The sequence below is a fragment of the Vibrio sp. TAP-3B genome (genome assembly GCF_057784735.1).
In genome coordinates, this window is record NZ_CM173496.1 from 626,271 (window position 1) to 650,558 (window position 24,288).

22 protein-coding genes are annotated in these 24,288 nt (G+C 43.6%); 13 read left to right on the forward strand and 9 right to left on the reverse strand.

The window, feature by feature from the left end; genetic code table 11:
• Positions 1–234 precede the first annotated feature (234 nt).
• Positions 235–1,662, forward strand: a complete 1,428-nt coding sequence (gene nhaD / locus AC3D28_RS17285; protein WP_098414396.1) for a sodium:proton antiporter NhaD — start codon at positions 235–237, stop codon at positions 1,660–1,662.
• A gap of 97 nt (positions 1,663–1,759) precedes the next feature.
• Here nhaD and AC3D28_RS17290 read toward each other — a convergent pair whose 3' ends face one another.
• Positions 1,760–2,242 (reverse strand): methylated-DNA--[protein]-cysteine S-methyltransferase, encoded by a 483-nt coding sequence (locus AC3D28_RS17290; RefSeq protein WP_488536118.1) that lies wholly within the window; start codon positions 2,240–2,242, stop codon positions 1,760–1,762.
• Positions 2,239–3,606 (reverse strand): DNA-3-methyladenine glycosylase 2 family protein, encoded by a 1,368-nt coding sequence (locus AC3D28_RS17295; RefSeq protein WP_488536119.1) that lies wholly within the window; start codon positions 3,604–3,606, stop codon positions 2,239–2,241. Before AC3D28_RS17295 ends, AC3D28_RS17290 begins: the two co-directional genes overlap by 4 nt.
• A 241-nt stretch (positions 3,607–3,847) precedes the next feature.
• Between AC3D28_RS17295 and AC3D28_RS17300 the strand changes: the two genes are divergently transcribed.
• Together AC3D28_RS17300 and AC3D28_RS17305 are read left to right on the forward strand one after the other, a co-directional pair.
• Complete coding sequence (locus AC3D28_RS17300; RefSeq protein ID WP_488536120.1) at positions 3,848–4,051, forward strand: hypothetical protein; 204 nt, start codon at positions 3,848–3,850, stop codon at positions 4,049–4,051.
• A 327-nt stretch (positions 4,052–4,378) separates the two neighbouring features.
• On the forward strand, positions 4,379–4,822 hold the full coding sequence (locus AC3D28_RS17305; RefSeq protein WP_488536121.1) for a DoxX family protein: 444 nt from the start codon (positions 4,379–4,381) through the stop codon (positions 4,820–4,822).
• Positions 4,823–4,946: 124 nt separating this feature from the next.
• Here AC3D28_RS17305 and AC3D28_RS17310 read toward each other — a convergent pair whose 3' ends face one another.
• Positions 4,947–5,840 carry a LysR family transcriptional regulator gene (locus AC3D28_RS17310; RefSeq protein ID WP_488536122.1) on the reverse strand — a complete coding sequence of 298 codons (894 nt, stop codon included), beginning with the start codon at positions 5,838–5,840 and terminating at the stop codon, positions 4,947–4,949.
• 148 nt (positions 5,841–5,988) lie between these two features.
• On the opposite strand from AC3D28_RS17310, the gene AC3D28_RS17315 reads away from it, so the two are divergent.
• A complete protein-coding gene (locus AC3D28_RS17315) occupies positions 5,989–6,342 on the forward strand; it encodes a MaoP family protein (protein ID WP_488536123.1) in 354 nt (117 codons plus the stop codon).
• A gap of 137 nt (positions 6,343–6,479) precedes the next feature.
• Here the strand turns inward: AC3D28_RS17315 and AC3D28_RS17320 are convergent, their stop codons facing one another.
• Complete coding sequence (locus AC3D28_RS17320; RefSeq protein ID WP_098414533.1) at positions 6,480–6,731, reverse strand: DUF3081 domain-containing protein; 252 nt, start codon at positions 6,729–6,731, stop codon at positions 6,480–6,482.
• Between the two features lie 381 nt (positions 6,732–7,112).
• On the opposite strand from AC3D28_RS17320, the gene nagB reads away from it, so the two are divergent.
• On the forward strand, positions 7,113–7,913 hold the full coding sequence (nagB, locus tag AC3D28_RS17325) for a glucosamine-6-phosphate deaminase (RefSeq protein ID WP_098414402.1): 801 nt from the start codon (positions 7,113–7,115) through the stop codon (positions 7,911–7,913).
• Between the two features lie 101 nt (positions 7,914–8,014).
• On the opposite strand, the gene AC3D28_RS17330 is transcribed toward nagB, so the two are convergent.
• Positions 8,015–8,881, reverse strand: a complete 867-nt coding sequence (locus AC3D28_RS17330; protein ID WP_488536124.1) for a glycerol kinase — start codon at positions 8,879–8,881, stop codon at positions 8,015–8,017.
• 129 nt (positions 8,882–9,010) lie between these two features.
• Between AC3D28_RS17330 and AC3D28_RS17335 the strand changes: the two genes are divergently transcribed.
• The 3 genes from AC3D28_RS17335 to AC3D28_RS17345 are packed head-to-tail and all read left to right on the forward strand — an operon-like array spanning position 9,011 to position 11,066.
• A complete protein-coding gene (locus AC3D28_RS17335; RefSeq protein ID WP_098414404.1) occupies positions 9,011–9,382 on the forward strand; it encodes a GntR family transcriptional regulator in 372 nt (123 codons plus the stop codon).
• Positions 9,379–10,236, forward strand: coding sequence for an ABC transporter ATP-binding protein (locus AC3D28_RS17340; protein ID WP_488536125.1), 858 nt, complete (start codon positions 9,379–9,381; stop codon positions 10,234–10,236). Before AC3D28_RS17335 ends, AC3D28_RS17340 begins: the two co-directional genes overlap by 4 nt.
• Entirely contained in the window at positions 10,236–11,066 is an 831-nt protein-coding gene (locus AC3D28_RS17345; RefSeq protein WP_488536126.1) for a hypothetical protein, read from the forward strand. Before AC3D28_RS17340 ends, AC3D28_RS17345 begins: the two co-directional genes overlap by 1 nt.
• Positions 11,067–11,252: 186 nt before the next feature.
• On the opposite strand, the gene AC3D28_RS17350 is transcribed toward AC3D28_RS17345, so the two are convergent.
• The 3 genes from AC3D28_RS17350 to AC3D28_RS17360 form a co-directional block, all read right to left on the reverse strand.
• Positions 11,253–11,969 carry a YebC/PmpR family DNA-binding transcriptional regulator gene (locus AC3D28_RS17350; protein WP_098414406.1) on the reverse strand — a complete coding sequence of 239 codons (717 nt, stop codon included), beginning with the start codon at positions 11,967–11,969 and terminating at the stop codon, positions 11,253–11,255.
• Positions 11,970–12,111: 142 nt separating this feature from the next.
• A complete protein-coding gene (locus AC3D28_RS17355) occupies positions 12,112–12,321 on the reverse strand; it encodes a DUF3283 family protein (protein ID WP_098414407.1) in 210 nt (69 codons plus the stop codon).
• Positions 12,322–12,610: 289 nt separating this feature from the next.
• Positions 12,611–12,808: a PA3496 family putative envelope integrity protein gene (locus tag AC3D28_RS17360; protein WP_098414408.1), complete on the reverse strand. Its 198-nt coding sequence runs from the start codon at positions 12,806–12,808 to the stop codon at positions 12,611–12,613.
• A gap of 560 nt (positions 12,809–13,368) precedes the next feature.
• Between AC3D28_RS17360 and AC3D28_RS17365 the strand changes: the two genes are divergently transcribed.
• Complete coding sequence (locus AC3D28_RS17365) at positions 13,369–13,836, forward strand: transcriptional regulator (RefSeq protein WP_488536127.1); 468 nt, start codon at positions 13,369–13,371, stop codon at positions 13,834–13,836.
• Positions 13,837–14,129: 293 nt separating this feature from the next.
• On the opposite strand, the gene AC3D28_RS17370 is transcribed toward AC3D28_RS17365, so the two are convergent.
• Positions 14,130–16,100 carry a replication initiator protein RctB domain-containing protein gene (locus tag AC3D28_RS17370; protein WP_098414411.1) on the reverse strand — a complete coding sequence of 657 codons (1,971 nt, stop codon included), beginning with the start codon at positions 16,098–16,100 and terminating at the stop codon, positions 14,130–14,132.
• A gap of 1,240 nt (positions 16,101–17,340) precedes the next feature.
• On the opposite strand from AC3D28_RS17370, the gene AC3D28_RS17375 reads away from it, so the two are divergent.
• The 4 genes from AC3D28_RS17375 to AC3D28_RS17390 all read left to right on the forward strand — a co-directional run bounded on the left by AC3D28_RS17375 (position 17,341) and on the right by AC3D28_RS17390 (position 23,722).
• Positions 17,341–18,558, forward strand: coding sequence for a ParA family protein (locus AC3D28_RS17375; RefSeq protein WP_098414412.1), 1,218 nt, complete (start codon positions 17,341–17,343; stop codon positions 18,556–18,558).
• A gap of 7 nt (positions 18,559–18,565) precedes the next feature.
• On the forward strand, positions 18,566–19,540 hold the full coding sequence (locus tag AC3D28_RS17380; RefSeq protein WP_488536128.1) for a ParB/RepB/Spo0J family partition protein: 975 nt from the start codon (positions 18,566–18,568) through the stop codon (positions 19,538–19,540).
• 120 nt (positions 19,541–19,660) lie between these two features.
• On the forward strand, positions 19,661–21,670 hold the full coding sequence (locus tag AC3D28_RS17385; RefSeq protein WP_488536129.1) for a tRNA(Met) cytidine acetyltransferase TmcA: 2,010 nt from the start codon (positions 19,661–19,663) through the stop codon (positions 21,668–21,670).
• A 378-nt stretch (positions 21,671–22,048) separates the two neighbouring features.
• Positions 22,049–23,722: a flagellar assembly protein A gene (locus tag AC3D28_RS17390; protein ID WP_488536831.1), complete on the forward strand. Its 1,674-nt coding sequence runs from the start codon at positions 22,049–22,051 to the stop codon at positions 23,720–23,722.
• The last annotated feature ends 566 nt before the right edge of the window (positions 23,723–24,288 follow it).

The following is a 24,288-nucleotide window of genomic DNA, read 5'->3' on the forward strand; positions in this document are numbered from 1 at the left end:
GAGGCTGTATGTGGGCAGGTCAAGGACTCGTTCCTTTTTTAGAAATTAGTCACTGGTTAACTTACGGTTTATACGCTGCTGCCATTTTATTTGGTGCAGCAAGCATTGCGTCACTCAGAAAGTAGTGGCGCGCGATGCGTTTTTCCTAACTCCTACTGTTAATTCGAACTCTCTCACAACTAACCCTCTAATTTATGGCTAATATTTCTCCAACCAGACAAGGGAGAAATGTCTATGCCAATCTATCCAGTAGTGGCTTTCTGCTGCTTGCTATTTTCTAGCTCTAGCTTTGCCGCCACTAGTGAACTGAATCTTGTTAATTCTGCCGTCGGTTACACCGCGCTAATAATATTTTCTATCGCGTATATCTTGGTTATGTTGGAAGAGTATCTGAAAATGAGAAAGTCCAAGCCAGTATTACTCGCGGCTGGGCTAATTTGGATTCTGATTGGCTACACCTTTGCGCATAACAACCAACCTGAAATAGCCAAAACCGCACTAGAACACAACTTACTGGAATACGCCGAACTGTTGCTGTTTCTTTTAGTCGCGATGACGTACATCAATGCGATGGAAGAACGGAAACTCTTTAATGCACTTCAAGCTTGGATGGTGGGAAAAGGCTTTGGCTTCAAGCAGTTATTTTGGCTCACTGGGTTTCTCGCCTTTGTTATTTCACCCATTGCAGATAACTTAACCACGGCCTTATTGATGTGCGCTGTGGTAATGAAAGTCTCTGGTGACAACCCAAGATTCGTCAACCTCGCCTGCATCAACATCGTCATTGCTGCCAATGCTGGCGGGGCATTCAGCCCTTTCGGTGATATCACAACCCTAATGGTATGGCAGGCCGGACACGTCAGTTTTGCAGAATTTATCCCTCTCTTTGTGCCGGCTTTAGTGAACTACTTGATTCCTGCATTTGTAATGTCACTGTTTGTACCAAACACCAAACCAAACACCATTCATCAGCATGTGGAGCTCAAACGTGGTGCAAGGCGTATCGTCGCTCTATTCATTCTAACGGTCGCGACGGCGGTCTCTTTTCATGCATTACTGCACTTCCCACCCGTCGTTGGCATGATGATGGGTTTGGCTTACTTGCAGTTTTTCGGTTATTTTTTGCGCCAAACGCTCAGAAACTCATTGGCGAAAAAGGCAGCGATGGCGATCGCCAATGGAGACGAGCATGCACTGAAGAGACTCGGGTCAGTGGTACCCTTCGATGTTTTCCATCGTATTTCGCGTGCCGAGTGGGACACGTTACTCTTTTTCTATGGCGTGGTGATGTGTGTCGGCGGGCTAAGTTTACTCGGTTACTTAGAGTTGGTTTCTAACATTATGTACACCGAATGGGATCCCGTGTGGGCAAACGTTGTGGTTGGGATACTTTCTGCCATTGTCGATAATATTCCTGTCATGTTTGCCGTGCTGACTATGGAGCCAAGCATGTCGATGGGAAACTGGCTACTCGTCACACTTACCGCTGGTGTCGGTGGCAGTTTGCTGTCAATAGGTTCGGCGGCAGGCGTGGCACTAATGGGAGCCGCGCGTGGTCAATACACCTTCTTTGGCCACTTAAAATGGGCGCCGGTCATCGCTTTAGGTTACGCCGCCAGTATTGCCGTACACTTATGGATTAACGGCGTTCTATTTACTTAATATTGAGCATCGTTAAATGCTGGTCATCCAAACAAATAACCTAACAGCGAGCAAGCGTTAAGAAAAACCAAAGGCTCCGTATCTCGGGGCTTTGGTTTTAAAGCGGTATGCCCTGTTCTAACGCTAACAAGCGTTGCTTGCATTCAAGCCCGCCCGCATATCCGGTAAGCTTGCCACTTTTGCCGATCACGCGATGGCATGGCACGACTATCGAGAGCGGATTTTTACCATTCGCTAAACCCACCGCACGCACCGCTTTTGGATTACCAATCGCGTTGGCAAGATCTTGGTAACTCCATGTTTCACCATAAGGAATGGTGGTCAACGCGAGCCAAACTTGATTCTGAAAATCGGTACCTGTCGCCGCAAGTGGTAAGTCGAACTCGTTACGTAAGCCACAAAAGTACTCATTTAATTGAATCACTGTTTGGCGCAAAATCGGATGCTGCTCATCTCGTTTCCCCAACTCATCTGGCTTGGTCGTGCAAGTCTCAAACCAAATACCGAGTAGGCCGTCAGCGTTGGTCTGAATCGTTACCGTACCTAATAGGCTCGGCATTTTGGTATAAACGGTCGTCATGATTGATTCCATAAGTGAAACGTCGCGTAGCTTCCCCAAGGGGCGGCGGTATGTGAATTCAATGATGGATAACGCTGCATCGCCTTTTTTACTACTAAGTCTTTATCTAAAAAACAATCAGGCTGAGATTGTCCGCGCAGTTGAGCATAACTGACCGTCCAAGGCCCAATGCCTTTTAGATCTGACCATTGCTGCGGATCAGTTTCGGGATTGAACTGCATAAACCGAGCAAAGCGAATCAGTGTTTCTTTACGGCTTTGCGGCATGCGCAAAAAGCTCACGTCAGCATTCGCGATGGTATTGGGTGTTGGAAAATAGCGAGTATCTTCATGTTCACTCAGCGTTGCCACCAGCAAGTTGAGCTGACCAATGGAGGCCTTGACCGACACTTGCTGTCCCAAAATCGCTCGCACTCCCGCCTCCCAAGCGCTCCATACACCAGGAATACGAACGCCTCTGCTCGCAACTAATCCCGGCGCGACATAATCCAAATGCTGCTCTACCGTGCAAATATCTGCGTCGAGGTCGAACATTCGCCGGACACCAAACACCAACAGTTGCAACTTTGTCACATCTTCAATTTCAAACTCTAGCTCTAAATGTCCGGCTCCTTTTGTCGTCTTAAACCACGCTTGGCTCTTATCCAGATAAACGGTGCGCTGGTAACTCTCTCCCGACACCTGTTCAATGCCTTCTATTGCTCTCAAACGATAAAAGTCCAACATGTACTGCCAATTTAACTCGCCCCGATAAGGCAATGCGATGCGATTGGTACTGACACCATCCCATTCTTTTCTTCTCACTTGAGAGGGCGTTAACTTAAGCAATTTCTGGAAAGCATCGTTAAAACGGCGTGTACTATTAAAACCCGCGGCAAAGCCCACCTCACTAACCGACATTGCGCTCGAATGGAGTAACTGCTTAGCAAACATTAATTGTTGGTATTGCGCATACTGTTTTGGTGACATGCCGAGGTACTGTTCAAATAGCATACGTAAGTAACGATCCGAGATCCCAACACGCTCAGCCAACTCAGACACCGAGTGGTGATGCAGCTCCCCGCGATCAATTAACGAAATTGCACGTTGAAAAGTCGTCTCTACCCCCTTCCACGCCCAAGAACCGGGGGCACTATCAGGACGACAACGCAAACAAGGACGGTAACCGGCTTTGAGTGCTTGCGCTTTATCAGTGAAATACTCTACGTTTTCTTCTTTCGGCAGATTTGCAGGACAGATCGGGCGACAAAAAATGCCGGTCGTTTTTACTGCAACGTAGAATCGCCCATCAAAACGACTATCCCGTGACACTCGTGCTTTATGGCACTGCTCGGATGTCAACGATGTTTGGGGATGAATGAACATAATCCTTTCCTAGCGAATACTTTGTTGCATTGGGTGTTGACTGGTTCTGTTTAATGTAATAATTCTACTCAAATGACTTAAAGATGCAGAACCAAGTCTATTTGGTATATATTATAGAATGCAAAAGTGCTCATGATTAGTCATTTTCGGAACTCAATATTGAGATTTATTGGCATTAGTGCTTTTGTACACTAAAGTTATATTCTGAATATCACAACAACGTCGGCTAAAGGGAATTGGCATGGACTTACACACTTGCATAATTGTACTAAGAAACCAAAAGGTGATTACTAGTAGATCGGTTGATCACTCTATTGGAATTATTGAACGTGACTCTGGCAACGAGATCTCAGAAATTCAAATTAATGCCACAGATGGGCGTAATATCCGAACCTATCACTACAACTGTGTAGAAGAGTCACTGGAAAGTCTGATGAACCTTTAATCATTCTCTTTCACACCTTTCCTTCCTCCTGGATACTAGTGAAAGCAATAGAGCACATCCCCTTGTGCTCTTTTTTTAACATAAAAACGCAAAGACCTTCGAAAATAATGATAGAGATGATTAAATAAACCTACAAATAGCTTAAATATCCCCAAAAAATAAAAATCAAACCACTGAAAATAAAAACAATTAAAGCGACGTTCGATTTTTTTGAACTAGCTTGTCAAATTCAACTCGTTATTTATCACAATACCTCAGCCTAAACTGTTCTCAACAGCACGGGGGCGCACGCTTCCCACTCATTAAAAAGAGTCAGAGGACAGAATCATGAAAGCAAGACTACAGAAAATCACTAACTCAAATGCAGGCTACAGCTCACTCGTCTTACGTATTCCTATCGGCATTATTTTTATGGCGCACGGTGCGCAAAAGCTATTTGGTTGGTTTGGTGGCTACGGGTTAGAAGGCACAGGTCAATGGATGGCATCGATAGGTTTAGGACCAGGCGTGTTAATGGCATTTTTAGCTGGTAGCGCAGAATTAGTTGGTGGCTTGTTTATTCTACTTGGTTTGCTCACTCGACCAGCCGCAGTCGCTTTAGCATTCACAATGGTTGTGGCGATATTCTCCGTTCATTTAGGGAACGGTTTATTCATGGCAAACAACGGTTATGAATTCGGCTTAGCACTACTCGCTGCAAGTGCGTCACTAGCCTTCTCTGGCGCGGGAAAAGTCGCGTTAGATAACATCTTAAACCACAAACTCTCTTAAGGATTACGGTAAGGCTCGGCGACACTATTCGACTTTCCGTCACTCTCAATTCAATAAAATAAAAGCCGCCTGGTTTCCCTAAGGCAGCTTTTTATTTTCTCTAAGTCGAGTGCCGAGTGCGATGCTACTCATCTACCATCGCCGATCCCATTTTCTGAAAACTGTAAGCCGTGAGAGGGTCGATCTCTTTGACAATGTCTTCCACCTGCTTAATTGCGTCTACAGACGAGCTAGCTTTACGATAGATCAAATAGATAGGTCGATACCAATCCTCCACACCAGACACCTTGTGGAGCTGCCCATTGGCAGTAAACGGCTCTACCAGTGATACGGGTAAGTAGGCTGCACCGCCCTTCTCTAAAATAAAGTCTAACGCGATCCGAGCGGTTGAAGTACGCAGGTACGGCGCTGGGATTTTCGGGTGTCGCTCAGTGTGCTCAGAGGAGAAGCGCGTGCCCCAGTCCACATAGACGTATTTATTTTCAAACACTGTCTCTAATGAATTTTTCTCGGTCGACACCAAGACCAGCACAACATCAGCGACTTTTTTACAATTCAGCTCGTCTGCTTTTATTTGGTCAAAGGCAAATGCCATGTCCAACGTACGTTCTAACAGGCTTCGGCTAAGCATTTCACGGCCCATGACCTCTGCCATAAAGCCATATCCACCAAAAGCGTCGGTCACAACACTTAAACCATTCTGTAAGTAAGCGTCCCAAATATTCGGTGTGCCACCTAAAGTCAGTTGCAAGGCTTTACCGTCCTCGAGTGACAACTCTAGCTTGGCTTGTTGTAAGGTGTTGACCATTACCTCCGCATAGCTCGTTAAACGCTCACCGGCTGAGGTCAACTTTATGTTATTGCGATCACGAATAAACAATTGCGTATCGAAATAACTTTCCAGTTGCTTAATGCGAGCGCTTACCGCCGCTTGGGTAATATAGAGGTTCTCAGCAGCGCGTCCGAAGTGACGAACCCTTGCCAGCTCTAAAAATGTTCGAAAGACCTTTACATCCATAAACCATCTCCTGGTTAATATAAAACCAGATTAACAACTAATTGATATCATGACGATAAAAATGTTTTGTTTTTCTTTTGTTAGATTTGCGCCTAATTTTCGACGTAGTTCATTACCTTCATCAATAACGGTTACAGAGGCTGTTGACATGTCTGACACTGAATTCCGTCATGGCAAAAAACGTTTTTACGACAACGTAAAATTCCCACGCGGCTTTGCAAAATCTGGCGATTTTACTCTTTCAGAAGAGGAAATCCTAACGATTTACGGGGATACGATACTTGGCTTAGAGTCTGGCGAATTAACACCAGAAAATAGCGAAGAGAAACACTTCGTCAAGGTGCTAAAAAACCCGAGCAAAGCGAAAACAAAACTTGAGCGTACTTGGTTGAAGTACACCAACCTCGCTCGTGGCCGCAAGCGCTTCTACACGCTAAACGGTCGCAGCAAAACGGAAGCGTCGGAAGACTTAATTGAAGAGAGTTTGGTTGAAGACGATTAATAACAGATAACCAGCCGCCAAACCTTTGACAAACGCTCATTCTCTTGTACTGAGTGAATGTCGTAATTGGCCTATATTCTTATCCTAAAGCCCAAGGGCGCTTTCCCCCATGGGCTTTTTAATCAGTATGATGCGGCTTACTTGGCAAGCGTTGCAATCTTTTTCAAAAAACTCTCTTTCAAGTGCTCTTGGTCGTACTCAAGGTGGTAAGTGTTGTGGAAGCCAACTTTGAGCTCAACACCGTTCCCTCTCAAAAAAACGTTGTAACCATCGTAATCTGAAAACGCTTCAACGCCTTCATAAATTTTACCGAACTCGGTTGGTGTCCCGTTGTTCATCACACATTCGTAAGCCTGTAATACTTTGCTCGCATCCAATTCATTTCTCATGGCGATTTCCCTACCCATTCACACGCCTTAATTATGGTTAAGGAATGCACGGTATGCCATATCCCCCTCTGATAGAGATCATAATATTTTAACTTTCTGCCGCTTACCATTCTGTCGAATCTTTAAAAACCGACGTTAGCGCACTTTACCGACTTAATTTCGGCCATGAATTTTATCGATTAAACGGTGAGAGTCATAAGGCAAATCTCTCTCTAATGCTGAATGCTTAGGCACACCTAGCCAGACGGTGTTGAAAAAAACCACACTAGTTAAAGAAAAAACAAATTTTTGACCTAAAACAATAGCAGTTCCCAATCACTTATTTTATAATGCGAATTAATGCATCAGAACATCTTAAATTCCAATGACTAGGGGCACAAAATGAGACTTATCCCGTTAACTCGAGCAGCACAAGTAGGTAAGTGGGCGGCTGCGCACATCACTAAGCGTATCAACGACTTTAAACCTACAGCTGAGCGTCCATTCGTTCTGGGTCTACCAACTGGTGGCACTCCTCTAGCGACTTACAAAGCATTGATCGAGCTATACCAAGCAGGCGAAATCAGCTTCAAACACGTTGTGACTTTCAATATGGATGAATATATTGGTATTCCTGCCGATCACCCTGAGTCCTACCGTTCATTTATGTACAGCAACTTCTTCAATCACATTGACGTTCAAGAAGAAAACATCAATTTGCTGAATGGCAACACCGATGACCACGATACAGAATGCAAACGCTACGAAGACAAAATTAAGTCTTACGGCAAGATCAATTTGTTCATGGGTGGTGTCGGTAATGACGGCCACATTGCGTTCAACGAACCTGCATCATCATTGTCTTCTCGTACTCGCATCAAGACACTGACAGAAGATACTCGTATTGCGAATTCTCGTTTCTTCGACGGCGATATCAATCAAGTACCTAAATACGCACTAACTATCGGTGTGGGTACATTGCTAGACGCAGAAGAAGTCATGATTCTAGTAACCGGCCATAACAAAGCTCAGGCGCTTGAAGCGGCAGTAGAAGGCTGTGTGAACCACCTTTGGACCGTATCTGCTCTTCAACTTCACCCTAAGGCTGTTATCGTTTGTGACGAGCAAGCTCAACAAGAGCTCAAAGTGAAAACCGTGAAATATTTCTCTGAGCTAGAAGCGGAAAACATTAAAGGTTTCTAATCCTTTGGGTGACAACCAAGATACACGCTGAAACATAAAACCCGTGATTCATCACGGGTTTTTTCATTGCTTTTTGCATGGCGCTGGGCTGAAAATTCCGTTTAATAAACTTGAATCTCAAACTGGCGCAAGCGTTTGGGTAGTAGCTCATCCAACTTATCTAGCTCACTCGGTTCTACTTCTATCAAGTTGAAGTTGTGCTGCGCATACACAGCGCGAATCGATTCACGCTCGGCTGACGCTATTGCTCCAGTATCACTTCCCCAAAATTGCAAATAGACTTTACCGCTTGGCAGATAGAAATCACTCGTCACATCTTGCTCGATAGGTAGCTGACGTTCATAAGCGTGCACCACACCAGCCAAATAGAGCCAGTTATCGATCAAGAGCTCCCCTTTGGAACGCACGTAATGCCCGTCCAAAGTACGATGTTTGGCTTCAAACTTTTGACGAAAACTAGCATACGATTTATCGGTTGAGTGAGATTCCGCATCTTGGCCTAAAAACTCCACAACAGATTGCTTCAAACGCTTGTTGCGTAAAACTACATCATGCCAAACCACAAAAGTATTCTGCATTTCTTTATCAACTCTCTGTTGCCCTCCGGCGCGGACGCCTGCTTCAGTGGCCTTCCAACCTTCTTCCGACTTGGCAATCCAACCTAGTTCACTGAGCAGTTGATTCACTCTTTTTGCATTCAGTTTAAGTTTGTCACCAAGCTGAGTTGCGCTCAGTGTTTTCCCTGAACTCGAAGTCAGCTCAATATGCAGATTGGTCGGCCACACAATAAATTGACCAAATTTTGGATGGTCCACATACTCGCCGCCAAACTTTGCGCCTTCTTCGGTCAGTATCCATTTGTCTTCTTGGCGAGTGATGTAGCCTGCACGCTTAAGATCGGCAAACAACAGCTTGGCTTCCATCTTGCGGGTTTTCGCTAATGCCGATGTCGATATTTTTTCAGACACACTCTATGCCTCCTGCTGTTGTAGAAATCAATACGCGGCTCCTTCCTTAATTCCCTAATTAATACTGTCCTTGTAACCTTTGTGGTGTTATACATATATATAACACCACTTCAGTCACGAGATAAGCTTATGACCAATTGGCATGATCGCCAACCGATTTTTCGTCAGTTGGCTGACCAGATCACCCAGCAAATACTACAAGGTATCTGGCACGATGGCGACGCTCTGCCCTCTGTGCGTAGTCTCTCTGCTGATATGAAAATCAACCACCTGACCGTTATGAAAGGATACCAGTTATTGGTTGACGAGGGGTTGGTAGAAAAAAAACGTGGTCAAGGTATGTTTGTCGCTCAAGGTGCCAAACTAAAACTGCTCGCCGACGAGAAAATGCGTTTTCTTAAGCAACAACTGCCGCAGATCGCCGACACATTACAACGTCTGGACATGTCGCTCGACGAATTCATCCAGCAACTCAAACCACATATGAAAGGTGACCAATGAGCGCATTAGTCAGTGTAAAACAAGTCTCCAAACAATATCGTCAACAAGGAGAAGCACTACACGAAGTCAGTTTTGACCTACATGCAGGTCAAGTGCTTGGTTTGCTCGGCCACAATGGTGCGGGTAAATCGACGCTGATTAACGCCCTACTCGGCGCACACGAATATAAAGGCACGATCCGTATCAACGGGTTTGAGCCTATCATGCAGCGCGATAAAATCATGCAGAGTTTATCATACATCTCTGATGTCAACGTTCTGCCCGATTGGATGACGGTAGCACAACTTCTTAACTATACCGAAGGGGTCCATCCAGAGTTTAACCGTAACAAAGCCGATGCTTTACTTCGTCAAACCGACATCAACGCCCGTGCACGCATCAAGTCCCTATCAAAAGGGATGAAAGTTCAATTGCATCTCGCCATTGTTATCGCGACCAACACGCAAATCCTGATCTTGGATGAACCCACCCTCGGATTGGATTTGGTCTATCGCGATACTTTTTATCGTCACTTATTGGAATGGTTCCACGATGGCGAGCGTGTGCTGATCATCGCCAGTCATGAAGTGTCTGAGATTGAACACCTACTGACGGATGTGCTGATTCTTAAGCATGGTCGCTCGGTGTTGCAGACCTCAATGGATACCATTCATGAAGACTATTTCATTCTTGATGCCAGTGATAGGCATCGCTTGAAAATTGAAACCATGCAGCCGCTCTCCTCTCAAATAGGATTAGGCACCACAAAATGGTTACTCTCCTCCGAATACGCTCAGCAAGCAGAGCCTCTCGGCGATATCCATGGCGTGAAACTAGCCGACCTATTTTTAGCATTGCAGAAGGAGACAGCATAATGCGTACAGTGGTAGCGATGTTGCGCAAAGAATGGTTAGAAAACCCTCTCGTTTTACGCATTCCTTTGTTTGTGTTTGCATGTGGGCTCATACTGTTTATCAGCTTAATGAGTAATGCTGGCCTGCAGCATAATATGTTGTTCCAAATGAGCGTTAGTGGGGATGTCGGTGATATTCACAAAGACCTCAGCGACAACGTCAGTATATTGATTATTGGCAGTGCTGGTCTGTTGTCTATGCTGTTAGGCATTCAATACTTCCCAAGAACCCTGAGAAAGGAACGCAGAGAAGGCAGTATTATGTTCTGGCGGAGTATGCCTGTCAGTGATGTTAAAACCCACTTGGTCAAATTAGGATTTGGCCTGTTGGTGATCCCACTCGTCTGCTCTGCCTTGGTATTGGCTGCGGACCTTATGTTGTGGTTGTTGGATATCTCGACCGACCACCAACTGACGTTATTGTACCGCCAAACTTCTTTAAGTTACGTGTTGCTGCATTGGAGTGAGTTCTTAGCAAGAATGGTCGTGACAGGTTTTCTACTATTGCCGCTGGCTTTAACTGCCATGGCGATGTCACAGAAAGTAAGTTCGCCATTAGTGATTCTATTTATTGCCATTTACGCGCTCCGTTGGATGCCAATCGCACTATTTGGATATTACGGGATTGACCAGTTCTTCAAAGCTGTACTCTATCTCCCTTTACACGCCGTTATCGCACCAAATCCATTGAGTGCCATTCCTGACGCTGGTTGGCTGAATGTTGGGGGATATGCATTCATTGGTGTTCTCGGTTGGACTGCAAGCCTTAAATTCAGTCGAACGATTCAATAAGTTGATCTCAAGATGGCGCGTTGACACTTATGACGTAAAGTGCGGCGCAGACAGACGTTGAGGGTAGTGAGTTCACGATTAGTTAAACGGCCTACGCCACCATGATGGTGTAAACAACCACTCAAATTGATGCGATCAAAAAAGGCTTCCCTTGGGAAGCCTTTTTATAACGTCAACAGCGAGAAATTATAGTTCTGCGTTGTGGTATACCTGTTGAACGTCATCGCAGTCATCTAGAAGATCTAAGAATTTTTGGAATTTCTCGGTATCTTCACCCGTTACTGGTGTGTGAGTTTGAGGAACGAAAGTAATTTCTTCCACATCAAGAGTGAGATCTGGAAATGCCGTATTCAAAGCCGTTTTTGTCTTGAAAAACTCGGTGTGAGGAGCAAATACTGTGATCACGCCATCTTCTAGCTCAACGTCAGTAACGTCGACATCTTCCATCATTAGTGTTTCTAAAATGATTTCATCATCATCACCTTTGAACTGGAATACCGCCTGGTGATCAAACATGTGAGAGACCGAACCTTCAACACCGATTTTGGCACCGACTTTAACAAAACACTGGCGTACATCTTGGAAAGTACGGTTGCCATTATCTGTTAGGCAGTCAACGATAACACTGACACCACCAGGGCCGAAGCCTTCATAGCGTGCTGGTTGATACTCTTCACCACCACCGCCGCTTGCTTTGTCTAGTGCTTTATCGATAACGTGTGCTGGTACCTGATCTTTTTTCGCTTTCGCGATCAAGTGGCGAAGAGACAAGTTCATGTCTGGGTCACTACCGCCGTTTTTCGCGCACATGTAAATTTCTTTACCGTATTTGGAATAAACCTTAATTTTCGCGCCTGCAGTTTTCGCCATAGAGGCTTTGCGCACTTCAAAACTTCTTCCCATCGGGATGTCTCTCTAAATTCTAATTCAAATTCAATGCGAGGAATTTTAGCAAAAAGCGAAACCTTTTCAATTTTCGCTCAGCAAAGGAATGGGGAGATGACCTCATTCGCCACACTGGATTATACCAATGACGCGATTCGTATTACGCGACACCCATTACTCGTTTGTACTTTTCGACCGATTGCTGGAAAAAAGCTTTTTCATCAGCATCGTGCATCTTGGATAACTGCTCTGCGATAACTTCTGGACCAGATTTGGCCTCTCTGAGTTTCCAAACCAAAAACGACGCTTGTTTATCCAGTTCGATTTGGTTTTTTTCATCAGGCGGCAACAGGGATAGATTAAACGACATTCACAGCCTCAAGGTACTTAAAATACTAGCCGCGCACTATAGCATACCGAGTCGCAATTGCAGAATATAAACGCACTCAACTTGATCAATTTCAAGTTAACGATTTGGCCCCAGAACTGAAACCAATCTTTTTGCCAAGCACTACTACTTGAATATTTACTGTAAGTGACTTTCTTGACTGGCTTCGCTACAAACTCATTCATACCTGTAGCTTGAAGAGATAGAGTGGTTGGAAATAAAAAGGGCAGTCTGTTGACTACCCTATGAACTGGTGTACCTAAATGAAAAATTAGTGAATCAAGCCAAGCTCCCTTGCTTCTTCTATGCTCAACCCGCTTTCACGGATTTCACGTAGCGCTTCAATACGTCTTCTGGCTTGTGCTGATTTTACTGTTTTCTCAGGCTTCACAACGCTTTCTTCTTCAGGTAATTCCCATTTGTGAGCAATGTTGGTCATCTCATCATGGTCGATAGAATTAATGGACATATTTCCTCCGAATAAACCATGTTTTCGATGCGTAATCTATAGCAAACCCAAGGGAAGGTGGTAAGAAAAACTGTAGGGAAATGTGACTCTTCCCGCCCTTTCATCAACTCTTTAATAGATCCATCATTTAAGCTTTGCCAAAGGGAATGTTTACGATTAGATTCGAGTAATTCCCCCGCCAAAAACACAAATGATCCAGCTCAATTTTTACTGCTTTTCTCTCTTTCAAATACAACGTTAGTGCCCTTTTATTCCCTTCTGCTTGCGAATAAATACTGCCCTTATTCGCGATTCTACCTTTCTGACATCCGTCACATTTAATCATGATAACGATTATCTATTGTTTTGGTCAGAAGTACTCGCTTACGCGAAATCCACCACTCATATGCATAGCATTATGGATCTCAGACATTAACACCTTGTTTTGGTAACTTCGTTAAAAGTGAGCCAAACTATTCAACAGGCACCAATGCGATACGAACCCGTAGCAACACTATCTTCGACAAATTCGATCACGTTGGATCAAATGACTTGGTAAAGCAACCGACTGAGGCAGCGTTATGGAATTGAGTCACTGGCAAGATCTGATCTCGATGTGGTATGAAAATCAGAACCATGATCAAATCGACGAACTGGAAACGATCTTGTATCAGGTGCCAGATAGTGTATTTGGTCCGGAACTGACAGAGCCGCAAAGTAAAGCAATTGCATGTTGGTTGGATGGCTGCTTGCGAGTGTTTCAACACACAAGATACCAAAATAAGCAAAAAGCCTATCAAAGCCTTCTTTACACGAGCGCTAAGTTAGAGCAAACCGCATGTCAGGTCACCACCGATATCGTCATTAAAGACTGGTGCTTGAAACGATTACAACACCTCACCGTTTTAGGGTTGGAATTTTGTAATCAACAGAGCGATCAGAAGGTATGGCAACAGCAAGCAAATAGCTTGATCGAAGCACACGTCGCTTTAATGCGGGCATTAAACTGGAATGAAACAAGGAAGCATGATCAAGGGTTATGTCATTAATTCGGCAAGATGATCATCGTGATAGTGAAATTTAGATAAAAAAATGCGAGTTTCCTGAGGAGAAACTCGCGAAATCTATTCAGAATGAATGTAACAATATGAGCCAATCTATTAATCATAAGAAAGGACAAAAGGTTGTCTATTCGGGATAAATATTAGCTCTCACCCCGACCATCAATGTCAGCACGTTGTTAGCGTTAGGTTAGGTTTGTTTTTCATCATAAAAAACATGGTCTCATTTCAAATCCATTGATCAGGTTTATTGATTGTTTAAGCATACTTACAATCCATCTTTAAATTGCCATTTCATCAAGTGCACGAAAAACCATCTCATTCATATGCCCATCAAAAATCTGGCGACAAACTTTTCGGCGAACCGCTAAACCCGCAATCAAGCGTTCAATCGTCAGGTGCTTAATGTCATTGTGCGTATTGAATAGCTCAACCGTTTTGCTTAATGTTTCGTATGGCACAGGGTGATCTTCTACTCTCAACCAATCTAGCTTCTCAATGTACTCTGAGCACTCTTCTTTGATTGAGGCATACGTATGCCCTGTCATTGCTGATAAAGCCGTTATACTGCGTTCTAAAGCCTCTGGGGAGGTATATTTAGATAGAGTAATGGTGATCTCATCAGCATTGATTTCCACTAAGTGTTTTCTTTGCTTCACTCGACGGCCTAAATTTCCTCTTGGGGACGGAGCTTTACGTTGAATAGGCTCAAATTCGCCGTCAATGATGCCTGAGAGCTCTTCTAATTGTTGTCGGGTAACCATCTCATTACGTAATGGGTTTGGCAGCGTAGGCGCCATATTACGCTTTCCTGCGTTCGTCGTTCGAGCACGTGAGTAACGTAGTACTTCTTCCACATCACATTTTATATCGATCTGATAATCCATCACCTTGTCATTCTCGATCATTGTTTCGATCGTTAAGTGATAACCCCACAAATTGACCACAAAAAAATCGTCCGTTCCTTTGCCATCGGATAAACGTTTGAGCTCACGGATCAAATCCATTGAGAACCGACGCCACTCGATGTTACGCGCTAATTTTTGGTTGAGTTCACTCAATAACATACTATCGGTGTGACGGCGTACCATCCGACTACGGAAAAAGGAGTACATCTGAAACACTAATGTGTGTTGTTTAAGGATTTCTGGTGGGAACAAGAAGAAATAATCGCGAGTAAGTAACTCTTCGTAGAACGACGGCTCCCAAACAAGGATATACAGATTGGGTTTAATTCGAATTTCACCATCGCTCCCCTCAACTGGTGCCTCTTCCGAGGCGGTGATCGTTCTCGCAAGAAAACGGAATCGATCACTTTTGAATCCTTCGGGCATGTTTTCACTTAACCAGCGCCCGGTTAATTCGTGCAGTTGAAAGTCGGTAAACTCAATACGATCGATACTATCCCTAATGGAATCACGAGCTGGGCCGCTGTCTTTTTTGCCACGTAACGACAAAATATCGGTGATATACAATGGCGTTTTATTGGGTACATGCGCGGCGTCAAGATGGTATTGATCTTTGTGGTGATCATGATACTGAACCGTCAGTGTGAACAAAGCAAACAACGTCATCAGATCATCTACGGTCATAATATTTTTCGATGAACGTGTTTCGATGACGGCTTTGGTACCGGAGATCGACACCATCGATTTTTGATAACTCTTTCGTGTACGTGGCGGAGCAAGTGCTTGGTCAATGATCCCTGCCCAGTTGGTTGGAGAGACAATAAATTGCTCAGCTTCATCTTTCATTGTGGGTGGTGTATTTAAACCATGTTCATTCAACAACCGTTTGTTCACTTGGGTTTGTGCTAACGCTTTTGAACGTTTTTGTTTCTCGTTTTGACGAACTTTGTCGGTAACAAGACTGGTTGCTCCCAAAACTGAAATAAGCTGATTAGGATTTACAAACTTATGTAACATACTTTTGCCCGCCAGCCCTTCTTCAAAGCGCACTGGTGTTTGGGTGAACAAGCCGATATTGACGGCTGCACGTAATCGTTGCTGAAGGGCAGCTCGCGTTAATTGACCATCAGTTGCCGCCACAATCTCCGTGGTTGACACCAATCCATCTTTGCTGCTGAAGCCTCGTAACGAGATCAAATTCAGCAGCTCTAGAATGCTTTTGGTCACTCCTTTGAAATACTGGTACTGCTCTACCCAATCTGCAGAAGATTCATGTACCTCAAAAAGGTGGCCATCCTTATGGCTTCTTGGTGCTTTAATCAGAATTTTTTCATCAGCCGTCATTTTAGATCCAGTTCACACTAGCCGTAGTTATGCTATGTTTCCGAAGAATAAAGAAAAACAGATCATAAAGAAAGAAAAATTATTGTTTTTTTAAATAACTGATCTTTTTGATTAATATGATCTTAAATGATTATATGATCTAATGATCTGGTTGTTTTTGTTGCTGTAAGTCATTGTTAAGTATTGACATTTCATAGATCCCTTTCGGAACTATGATCATCTTTTTACTGAAACCATGATCAAGATAGATAGGAAACGATGATCAAATATCTCTGCAAGCATGATCATTACGTTTCTGAAACCATGATCAAACAAGAAATGAAACGATGATCATGAACTCTTTACAGGTTATCCACAAATATCAGTCATGCTTGAGTTTATCGACTCTTTCATATGTATATAAAAAGATGCTTTTTTGCTTGGAACCATGATCAAGAGTAAACAATCTCACCGGTTCGAGTGCGGAAGTGATGAGAAATTATCCTTCTGATTGAAATGTCCTCAATTGTTATACATATCTCCTTCAATGCATTGAATCTGCTTAGTTTAGGAAGCATGATCATGATAATAACAGTTATCAGTGTTGATTATGGTTATTGTATTGTTCCACACACTTTATAGTCGGACTTCTTCTTAATCCCCCGTTCTATCTGCATCCTACCGTAAAATAGCGATACAAACTCATGCTTCCGAGAGATTTTCGGTCTTGATCATCTTTCCGCTTCGTGGATCTTGTCTAACTCACGTTTTCTCGTTGCACTTCCCCTCGTTTTTCCATGATCATGCTTTCGTAGCTTCCATAATACTCGGAAAGATGATCAAGTAATGCCCTTGATCATTCTTCCTGTTAAATTTGAACATAAACGGTTCCTTTTAGCTCGGATGCATGATCAAGAGCTATCGACCATTTCAATATGCAAGTAATTAAAGTTATCCGCATTTAGATTGGGTTGATCTAACATAATCCGTAGTTTAGCTTATCAATATAATCGTTCCGTAAAAAATTGATTTACATTGTAAATGCGTGACGCTGTAACTGTTAAAATCTTAAGGAGTAAGTTGTCTTATATACTGAGAATATTTGATTAAAATTGAGTATATTTTTTACTATAAATCATAAAATCGTCGATTTAAGTGTTTTTTTATGTGATGGGTGTTCAAAATGAACGTGCACCTTTTTGTTGTTTTTGTTATTTATTGCTGTACAATTGCAAGCATAAATCTTCCAACGGAATTTGGCATGAAAAGAGAAAAAACGATTGATAATCTTCTTGAGTTAGCTGAGCTCACGCAACAAGTTCAAGCTGATCGTATTGAGATTGTTTTAGAGGAGCGAAGTGACAACTACTTCCCTCCAATGTCTAAAGCAATGATGGAAACGCGATCAGGGTTAACTCGTCGCAAGTTAGATGATGCTATCGGTAAAATGGAATCGGCTGGTCATCAATTCACTAAGAATAACGCTAACCATTATTCTATTACGTTAGAAGAAGCGCATATGTTAATGGACGCGGCAGAAGTGCCTAAATTCCATGAGCGTAAAAAGAATGTTGCTAATAACCCCTGGGTTATTAACGTGCAAAACCAAAAGGGTGGCACAGGTAAGTCAATGACAGCCGTTCATTTAGCGGCATGTTTAGCGCTGAATTTGGATAAACGCTACCGTATTTGTTTGATTGACTTGGATCCACAAGGCTCTTTGCGTCTATTCCTCAATCCACAAATCAGCATGGCTGAACACAATAATATCTATTCCGCCGTCGATATTATGTTAGGTAACGTGCCGGATGGGGTAGAAATTGATAGCGAATTCTTGCGTAAGAATGTAATGCTGCCAACTCAATACCCAAACCTAAAGTCGATTTCGGCGTTTCCAGAAGATGCAATGTTCAATGCTGAAGCGTGGCAAACACTCTCGGAAGATCCTTCACTAGATATTGTACGTCTTCTTAAAGAACAATTGATTGAGAAAATTTCTGACGATTTTGACATCATCATGATTGATACTGGTCCACACGTTGATCCGTTAGTATGGAACGCCATGTATGCCTCTAATGCCCTGCTGATCCCTTGTGCGGCCAAGCGTCTTGACTGGGCTTCAACAGTAAACTTCTTCCAGCATTTACCGACGGTATATGAAATGTTCCCGAAAGATTGGAATGGTCTTGAGTTTGTTCGCTTAATGCCAACCATGTTTGAGGATGACAATAAAAAACAAGTCTCTGTTTTAACTGAAATGAACTATCTTCTCGGTGACCAAGTTATGATGGCTACCATTCCGCGTAGTCGTGCGTTTGAGACGTGTGCGGATACTTATAGTACCGTGTTTGACCTGACCATCAGCGATTTTGAAGGTGGTAAGAAAACACTCGCAACCGCACAGGATGCTGTGCATAAAAGTGCACTGGAGTTAGAGCGTGTATTGCACTCTAATTGGTCGTCATTGAATCAGGGGTAATGAGTAAATGGCTTTGAAAACGTCTGAACTAAACGCGAAATTATTTGGTAAAACCAATAAACGCCGTGTTGTAACTCCTCAGGAGGCGCAAACGGCGGCAAAAGACAAAGCTCAAACCATTGAGTTGGCCGTCGCTGGTGAAAACATCGTTCAATTTGAGCTAGTTCGTATTCCGGCAGATAGAGTTGCGACAGATACAACCGTATTTGTGGATAATGCTCGTGAGCAATCGTTCTTAAATGAACATGCCTTGTCCGATGTATTGGTTACATTAAAAGAACGTGGTCAACAATACCCAGCGGTAGGCCGGCGAACGAAAGACGGCCAGATTGAAGTCTTAGATGGTAGCCGTCGTCGTATGTCTTGTATTCTTGCTGAGCAAGATTTCTTGGTTTACGTTGGTGACGAGATCAATACAGACCATGCTCGGTTTCTATCGGACGTAGCGAACGCGCACAAACCTCTCTCTTTGTATGAGAAAGGTAAAGAGATGCAGGCAAAACTAGACAGTGGTGAAGCGGAAGATCAAAAAGCACTCGCGAACATTTTTCAATGCAGTGAAGCGTTGGTTAGTGGCGCTTTGAAGGCCGCAGCATTACCGTTAGAGTTATTGCAAGCTTACCCTAACGTTAGCGACCTCGGACGTCCGACGATTGTTAAGTTACATAAACAATTCTCGATGTTAACGCCACAACAACAGCAAGAGCTAATTAATAAATGCCGCTCTAGTGAGGGCTTTTTATGGCAGCGTAGTACGGCTCAGGGCGTCGCTCGTTTGACCAAAGAAGTGACCGAACACATCGAACATTGGATTGCAGAACTAGCACCAGCAAAACCTGACAAGAAAGCTGAAAAAGTTGACCTTGTAAAAGGTCGAGCAAGTTACAGTCGTAAAGGCAGCAACCTTGCTTTGAATTTGAAAAAAGTTGATGACAGTTTGATGGAAGAAATCCTCGCTTTTGTTCAAAGTAAAATGCAGTAACGCGTCGAACACTTTTGAACCGCCTTCGGGCGGTTTTTTTATGCCTGTAGGTTTGGTTGAACCACAGCGATAAAATGAAGATGTGATACCATTGTGTGAGTTCAACGTTAGGTAAACATAATGCACGCACAATCTGATTTCCTTTCATTAATTCAGCAGAAAGCCCACCAGTCTTGGCAACGCTTCGGTGTCGTACTTCAAGGTGAGTCTAAATGGCAGGATGACCTGGTCTCTGTGTTTCACAAAACGCAACATCACCAACGCTGGTTTTGTGTCGGTGACTGGTCATTGGAGAGCACTGACTGTGTGTCGGCCAAGCAGGGACATATGTTGTTGGGCAGAGAGTGTGATGTTTTATTGTTTGATGCTCGCCACTACTTTGATGCGAATAGTTTCACAGCGGCACTTGGGGCGCTTGTTGGTGGCGGTATTCTTATCGTTGTTGTTGATCAGCATCAACCCACTAACTATGCCCAACAATGGATACAGATGCAGTGGCAAAAGCTCACCGTGCTTGAACAACATAAACGCCTACCCGCGTTACCAGAAAGCACTACTTTAGAAAAACAGAGCCCATACTCAGAACAACAACATGTGGTCTGTTTGATTGAGAAAGTCGTCACCGGACATCGAAAACGTCCGTTAGTATTAACTGCCGACCGTGGCCGAGGAAAAACCAGTGCGCTTGGCATCGCTTGTGCGCATTTGTTACAACAAAAGCCGCTTAGAATTTTACTTACGGCCCCTTCAATGAAAGCCGTTGAGCCGGTTTATCAACATGCTCTGCGTTTGGTGCACAATGCTCAGCGTATTAAGAAAGACAGATTGGAAATCGGTCAGGGTTATATTCAATTTATCGCGCCGGATGAATTGTTATCAAGCTTACCTGAATGTGATTTATTGCTCGTCGATGAAGCTGCTGCCATTCCGGTTCCAATGTTGAAAAGTATGACTGAGCGTTATCATCGTCTGGTGTTTTCAAGTACGGTGCATGGTTATGAAGGGTGTGGACGCGGCTTCACGGTCAAATTTATCGAATGGTTACAGCGACAACGGCCGGGCATCAAAACGTGTCACATGACGCAGCCTATTCGTTGGAGTGAATCCGATAAGCTCGAATCTTGGCTATATGATGCCTTTTTATTGGATGCGGAGTTAACCTATAAAAGTATTGAAGGTATTGAGTCCGTTTGTTTAAGCAAAGTCGATAAACAAGCATTGCTTCTTAAACCTAATCTTTTGCGTGAGTGCTTCGCGCTGTTGGTCAACGCTCATTATCAAACATCTCCTAATGATTTAATTCATCTTCTACAAGATGACCGCAGTGAGGTTTATATTGCAACGCATAAAAACGATATCGTTGGAGTGCTATTGACGGTAGAGGAGGGAGGGCTTGACGCCGAGTTGATTAAAGATGTGCAGCTAGGTACACGTCGTCCGAAAGGACATTTAACCCCTATTACCATTGTCAATCAGCTTGGCTTTGCTAACGTTGGTGAGTTGTCGACTTTACGTGTGATGCGAATTGCAGTTCATCCCGAATTACAAGGTCAAGGTATCGGTCAAAAAATGCTGCAACAACTTGAGTTGTTTGTCGCGCCACACATTTCTTATCTGTCGACCAGCTTTGGTGCAACCGAAGAGTTGATTCATTTTTGGCAGAAGTCAGGGTTCCAATCCATTCGCTTAGGAACCATGCGCGATGCAGCCAGTGGCAGTTATTCATTATTAATGGTTCGTCAATGCGGATCAAAAGCTCAAGCATGGATAGCAGAATCGCAAACGTTATTTAAAGAAATGTTGTTTAGTCACGTCGCTTATGTGTATCCAAAATTAGAACCTTCCCTATTTCGTATTTTGTTGCAACACTCAGTCTTGTCGAAGCCACTTCATCCTGCCAAACAAGCTTTGATTGAGAGTTATGCACATGGAGGAAGTAGTTTTGAATCGGTTTCGTTGTGGCTTCAACAGCGATTACTTCAACGTGGTTTAGGTTCTGTGTCCGATTTGATGATCAGTAAACTCTTTCTAAATCGAGATTGGGCCGAGTGTGGAAACCAATTTGGTTTGTCTGGAAGAAAGCAAGTCGAGCAACAATTAAGAGAGGAAGTGAAAAAATATTTAGAGTAATTTACATTGTAAATTAAACAAGAGAAGAGGGTTAACTTTACACTGTAAATTTAGCCCTCTTTTTGCTTCTATCCTTTCGCTCAAGTTAATTTGAGCTTTAAAGTAAACTGTTCATCACTTAAAACTGTAAACCTTGTCTTTGGGGGCTCGGTGGATTCTAGTTGAATAACATCGCTACTCTAGCCAATAAATTGGTCTATCTCACCGTTTAAGATCAGCTTGGTCAATGAATTGCGCATCAATACATCCTGCTTACAACGTAACTCCTTTAGTCACGGTCTTTAGTGACGTGAGCCTTATAATAAGCAATGCGAGGTTTGTTCATGAAATGGTTTTGGGTAAACTGAGGAGGGAATAGGGAAGTAGATTGGTATGAGTATGTGGAAGCTGTGTCTAGCGCTGTCTGAAGACGAAACCAAGGTTGTTGCTCGCCTTCCGCGAGAAATCGAAGCAAAACTCAAGCATGAGGAATTAAGAGAGCAACTCGCTGAGATAGACGCTAACAAAATGTGGGTTGATGACGCTGAGGTCGTCCGATTTATTAACTGCGCAAAAGAGCGAAAAGCAGAAGCATACGACGGTATTGTCATCGCGCAAAAATGCAATGCCCAAGTAAATGTAGAGCTGTCTAACAATGATATGCTTGCGAGTATGACCGTGATTGGTGCGTATGGCGGAAGGGGACTCCTCGGCCCTGAAATTGTCCAAGCACTTGCTCAAGCTCGAGTATCCAAAGGAATTAACAAGCTGGCGCTGAAAAAAGTCATGGTAGTGAGTGCTCAACTGAAACCCGGTGAAACTTTTTCTCAACCTGTAGCGGTCGGTAAGCAACCCGTCAAAGGGAAAGACGCCATCTTCACACCGCTTGTTAAAGACATCACCAAACGCATTCTCAAACCTAAAGAGGGCCAATCCTCTAGCGATAAAATTGATTTACGCAACCTCGGTGAAACGATTGCTGTGGAAGTTGGCGATGAAGTGATGCGACGCACGCCTGCCACGAAAGGCACTCCTGGGTTTACCGTTCAAGGACGTGTTGTTCCTCCGCTCGCGGGAAAAGATAGCCCGATGAAATCAGCGAAAGGCACTGAAATCAGTAAACATGATCCTAATTTATTAGTGGCTTCTGTGTCAGGCACGCCACTAATTAAAGACAAAACTATTGAAGTGGATAATGCGCTCTGCCTCAATAGTGTTGGGATCAACACTGGGCACGTAAAGTTCAAAGGTAATGTCATCATCGGCGGTAACATCGAATCTGGTATGGTCGTCAAAGCTACGGGGTCAATCACTGTTGGCGGTTTTATCGAGTCTGCGGATGTCGAGGCGAGAGGGGATATCCAAGTTGGTAAAGGCATTATTGGTCATAACGTGAGTGATGGACAACCAAAGAGTTGTCACGTCAAAACGAAAGCCTCAATTCGCGCTAGCTACGCTCAGTATTGTGAGTTGACGTCAGGAGAAGATATCGAACTTGCGGTACATAGCATGAATAACGATATTCAATGTGGACGTAATCTTGTTGTGCTCGATGCAACAGGTAAAAATGGCACGCTCAGTGGCGGAGATGCCAAAGTTGCGGGTAAGGTGCTTTGTTCTCAACTTGGTGTCGAAGGAGATACGGCCACGAAAATTGAAGCGTTTGCACATTTTTCTGTGTATAAAGAACGCATTGCTAAATTGAAAGAAGATTACAAGCTAGCGCAAGAGGGGACGATGAATGTGATCCGGCAAGAGCTCGAATTTAAAAAACGCCCGAAAATAGAGCGAACGAATGAAGAGCAAGCGCAGATTGAAGCACTTAAAGCAAAAAATAACAGTCGTCTTGAAGAAGTACAGCACAAGCTTGAACAAAGCGAGAATGAGTTTGACGTTGCGTTAGAGGATAATGTCGTGGAAGCCAAGGAGCGTGTCTTTACACGTGTGACGGTGCAGTTTGGAGATGAAAAGGTGACGACCAAACGCACACATGGCGGAAGTATATTTTGTTTTAATCAATACGAAATTAAAGTTTCTGCGAATTTGGAAAAAGATTGCCTCGCAGCAGTTTAACTATCTAACTTAGCCCACGCTTTTAGTTATGCGGTTAAAAACGTGGGCTTTTACTTTCGACAATTTAGGAAGTTATCTCAGTTATAGCTTTTAATAGTTTTACATTGATACCCAATATGACTGTCATCGCTTGTTTGATGAATAAAGCTCAAATAGCCACGGTATTCGCCAACGATGGCATTGGGCGCTACATGGCCTTGGATTATTTAATCTTTTGACCACATGTAAAAACACAGAAAGATGATGTTCAAGGGTCGTATGCTGAGGGGCGAGGCTTTCAATGCTTCCCATTCAAATGGCGGTATGGAAATGAATGGTTCAATCAGTACTGCTTTACACTGTAAACTGCTCGCGCGCCGAGCATATTTAGCTGATCTTAATTTGATAAAGCTCGAGCAAAGACAAAAAAAAGAGCATATCGAATGTTTACTCTACACGTCGGTGGATGTGATTTTTCGTTATATCTTGTTTATCCAAAGCGTTAGCATTTACCAAAAAGTGAGCAAAAGAAATTAGAAACGGTGCGAGCCGTAAGCACGCAAAGATGCAGCTAACCAAATTTGTGT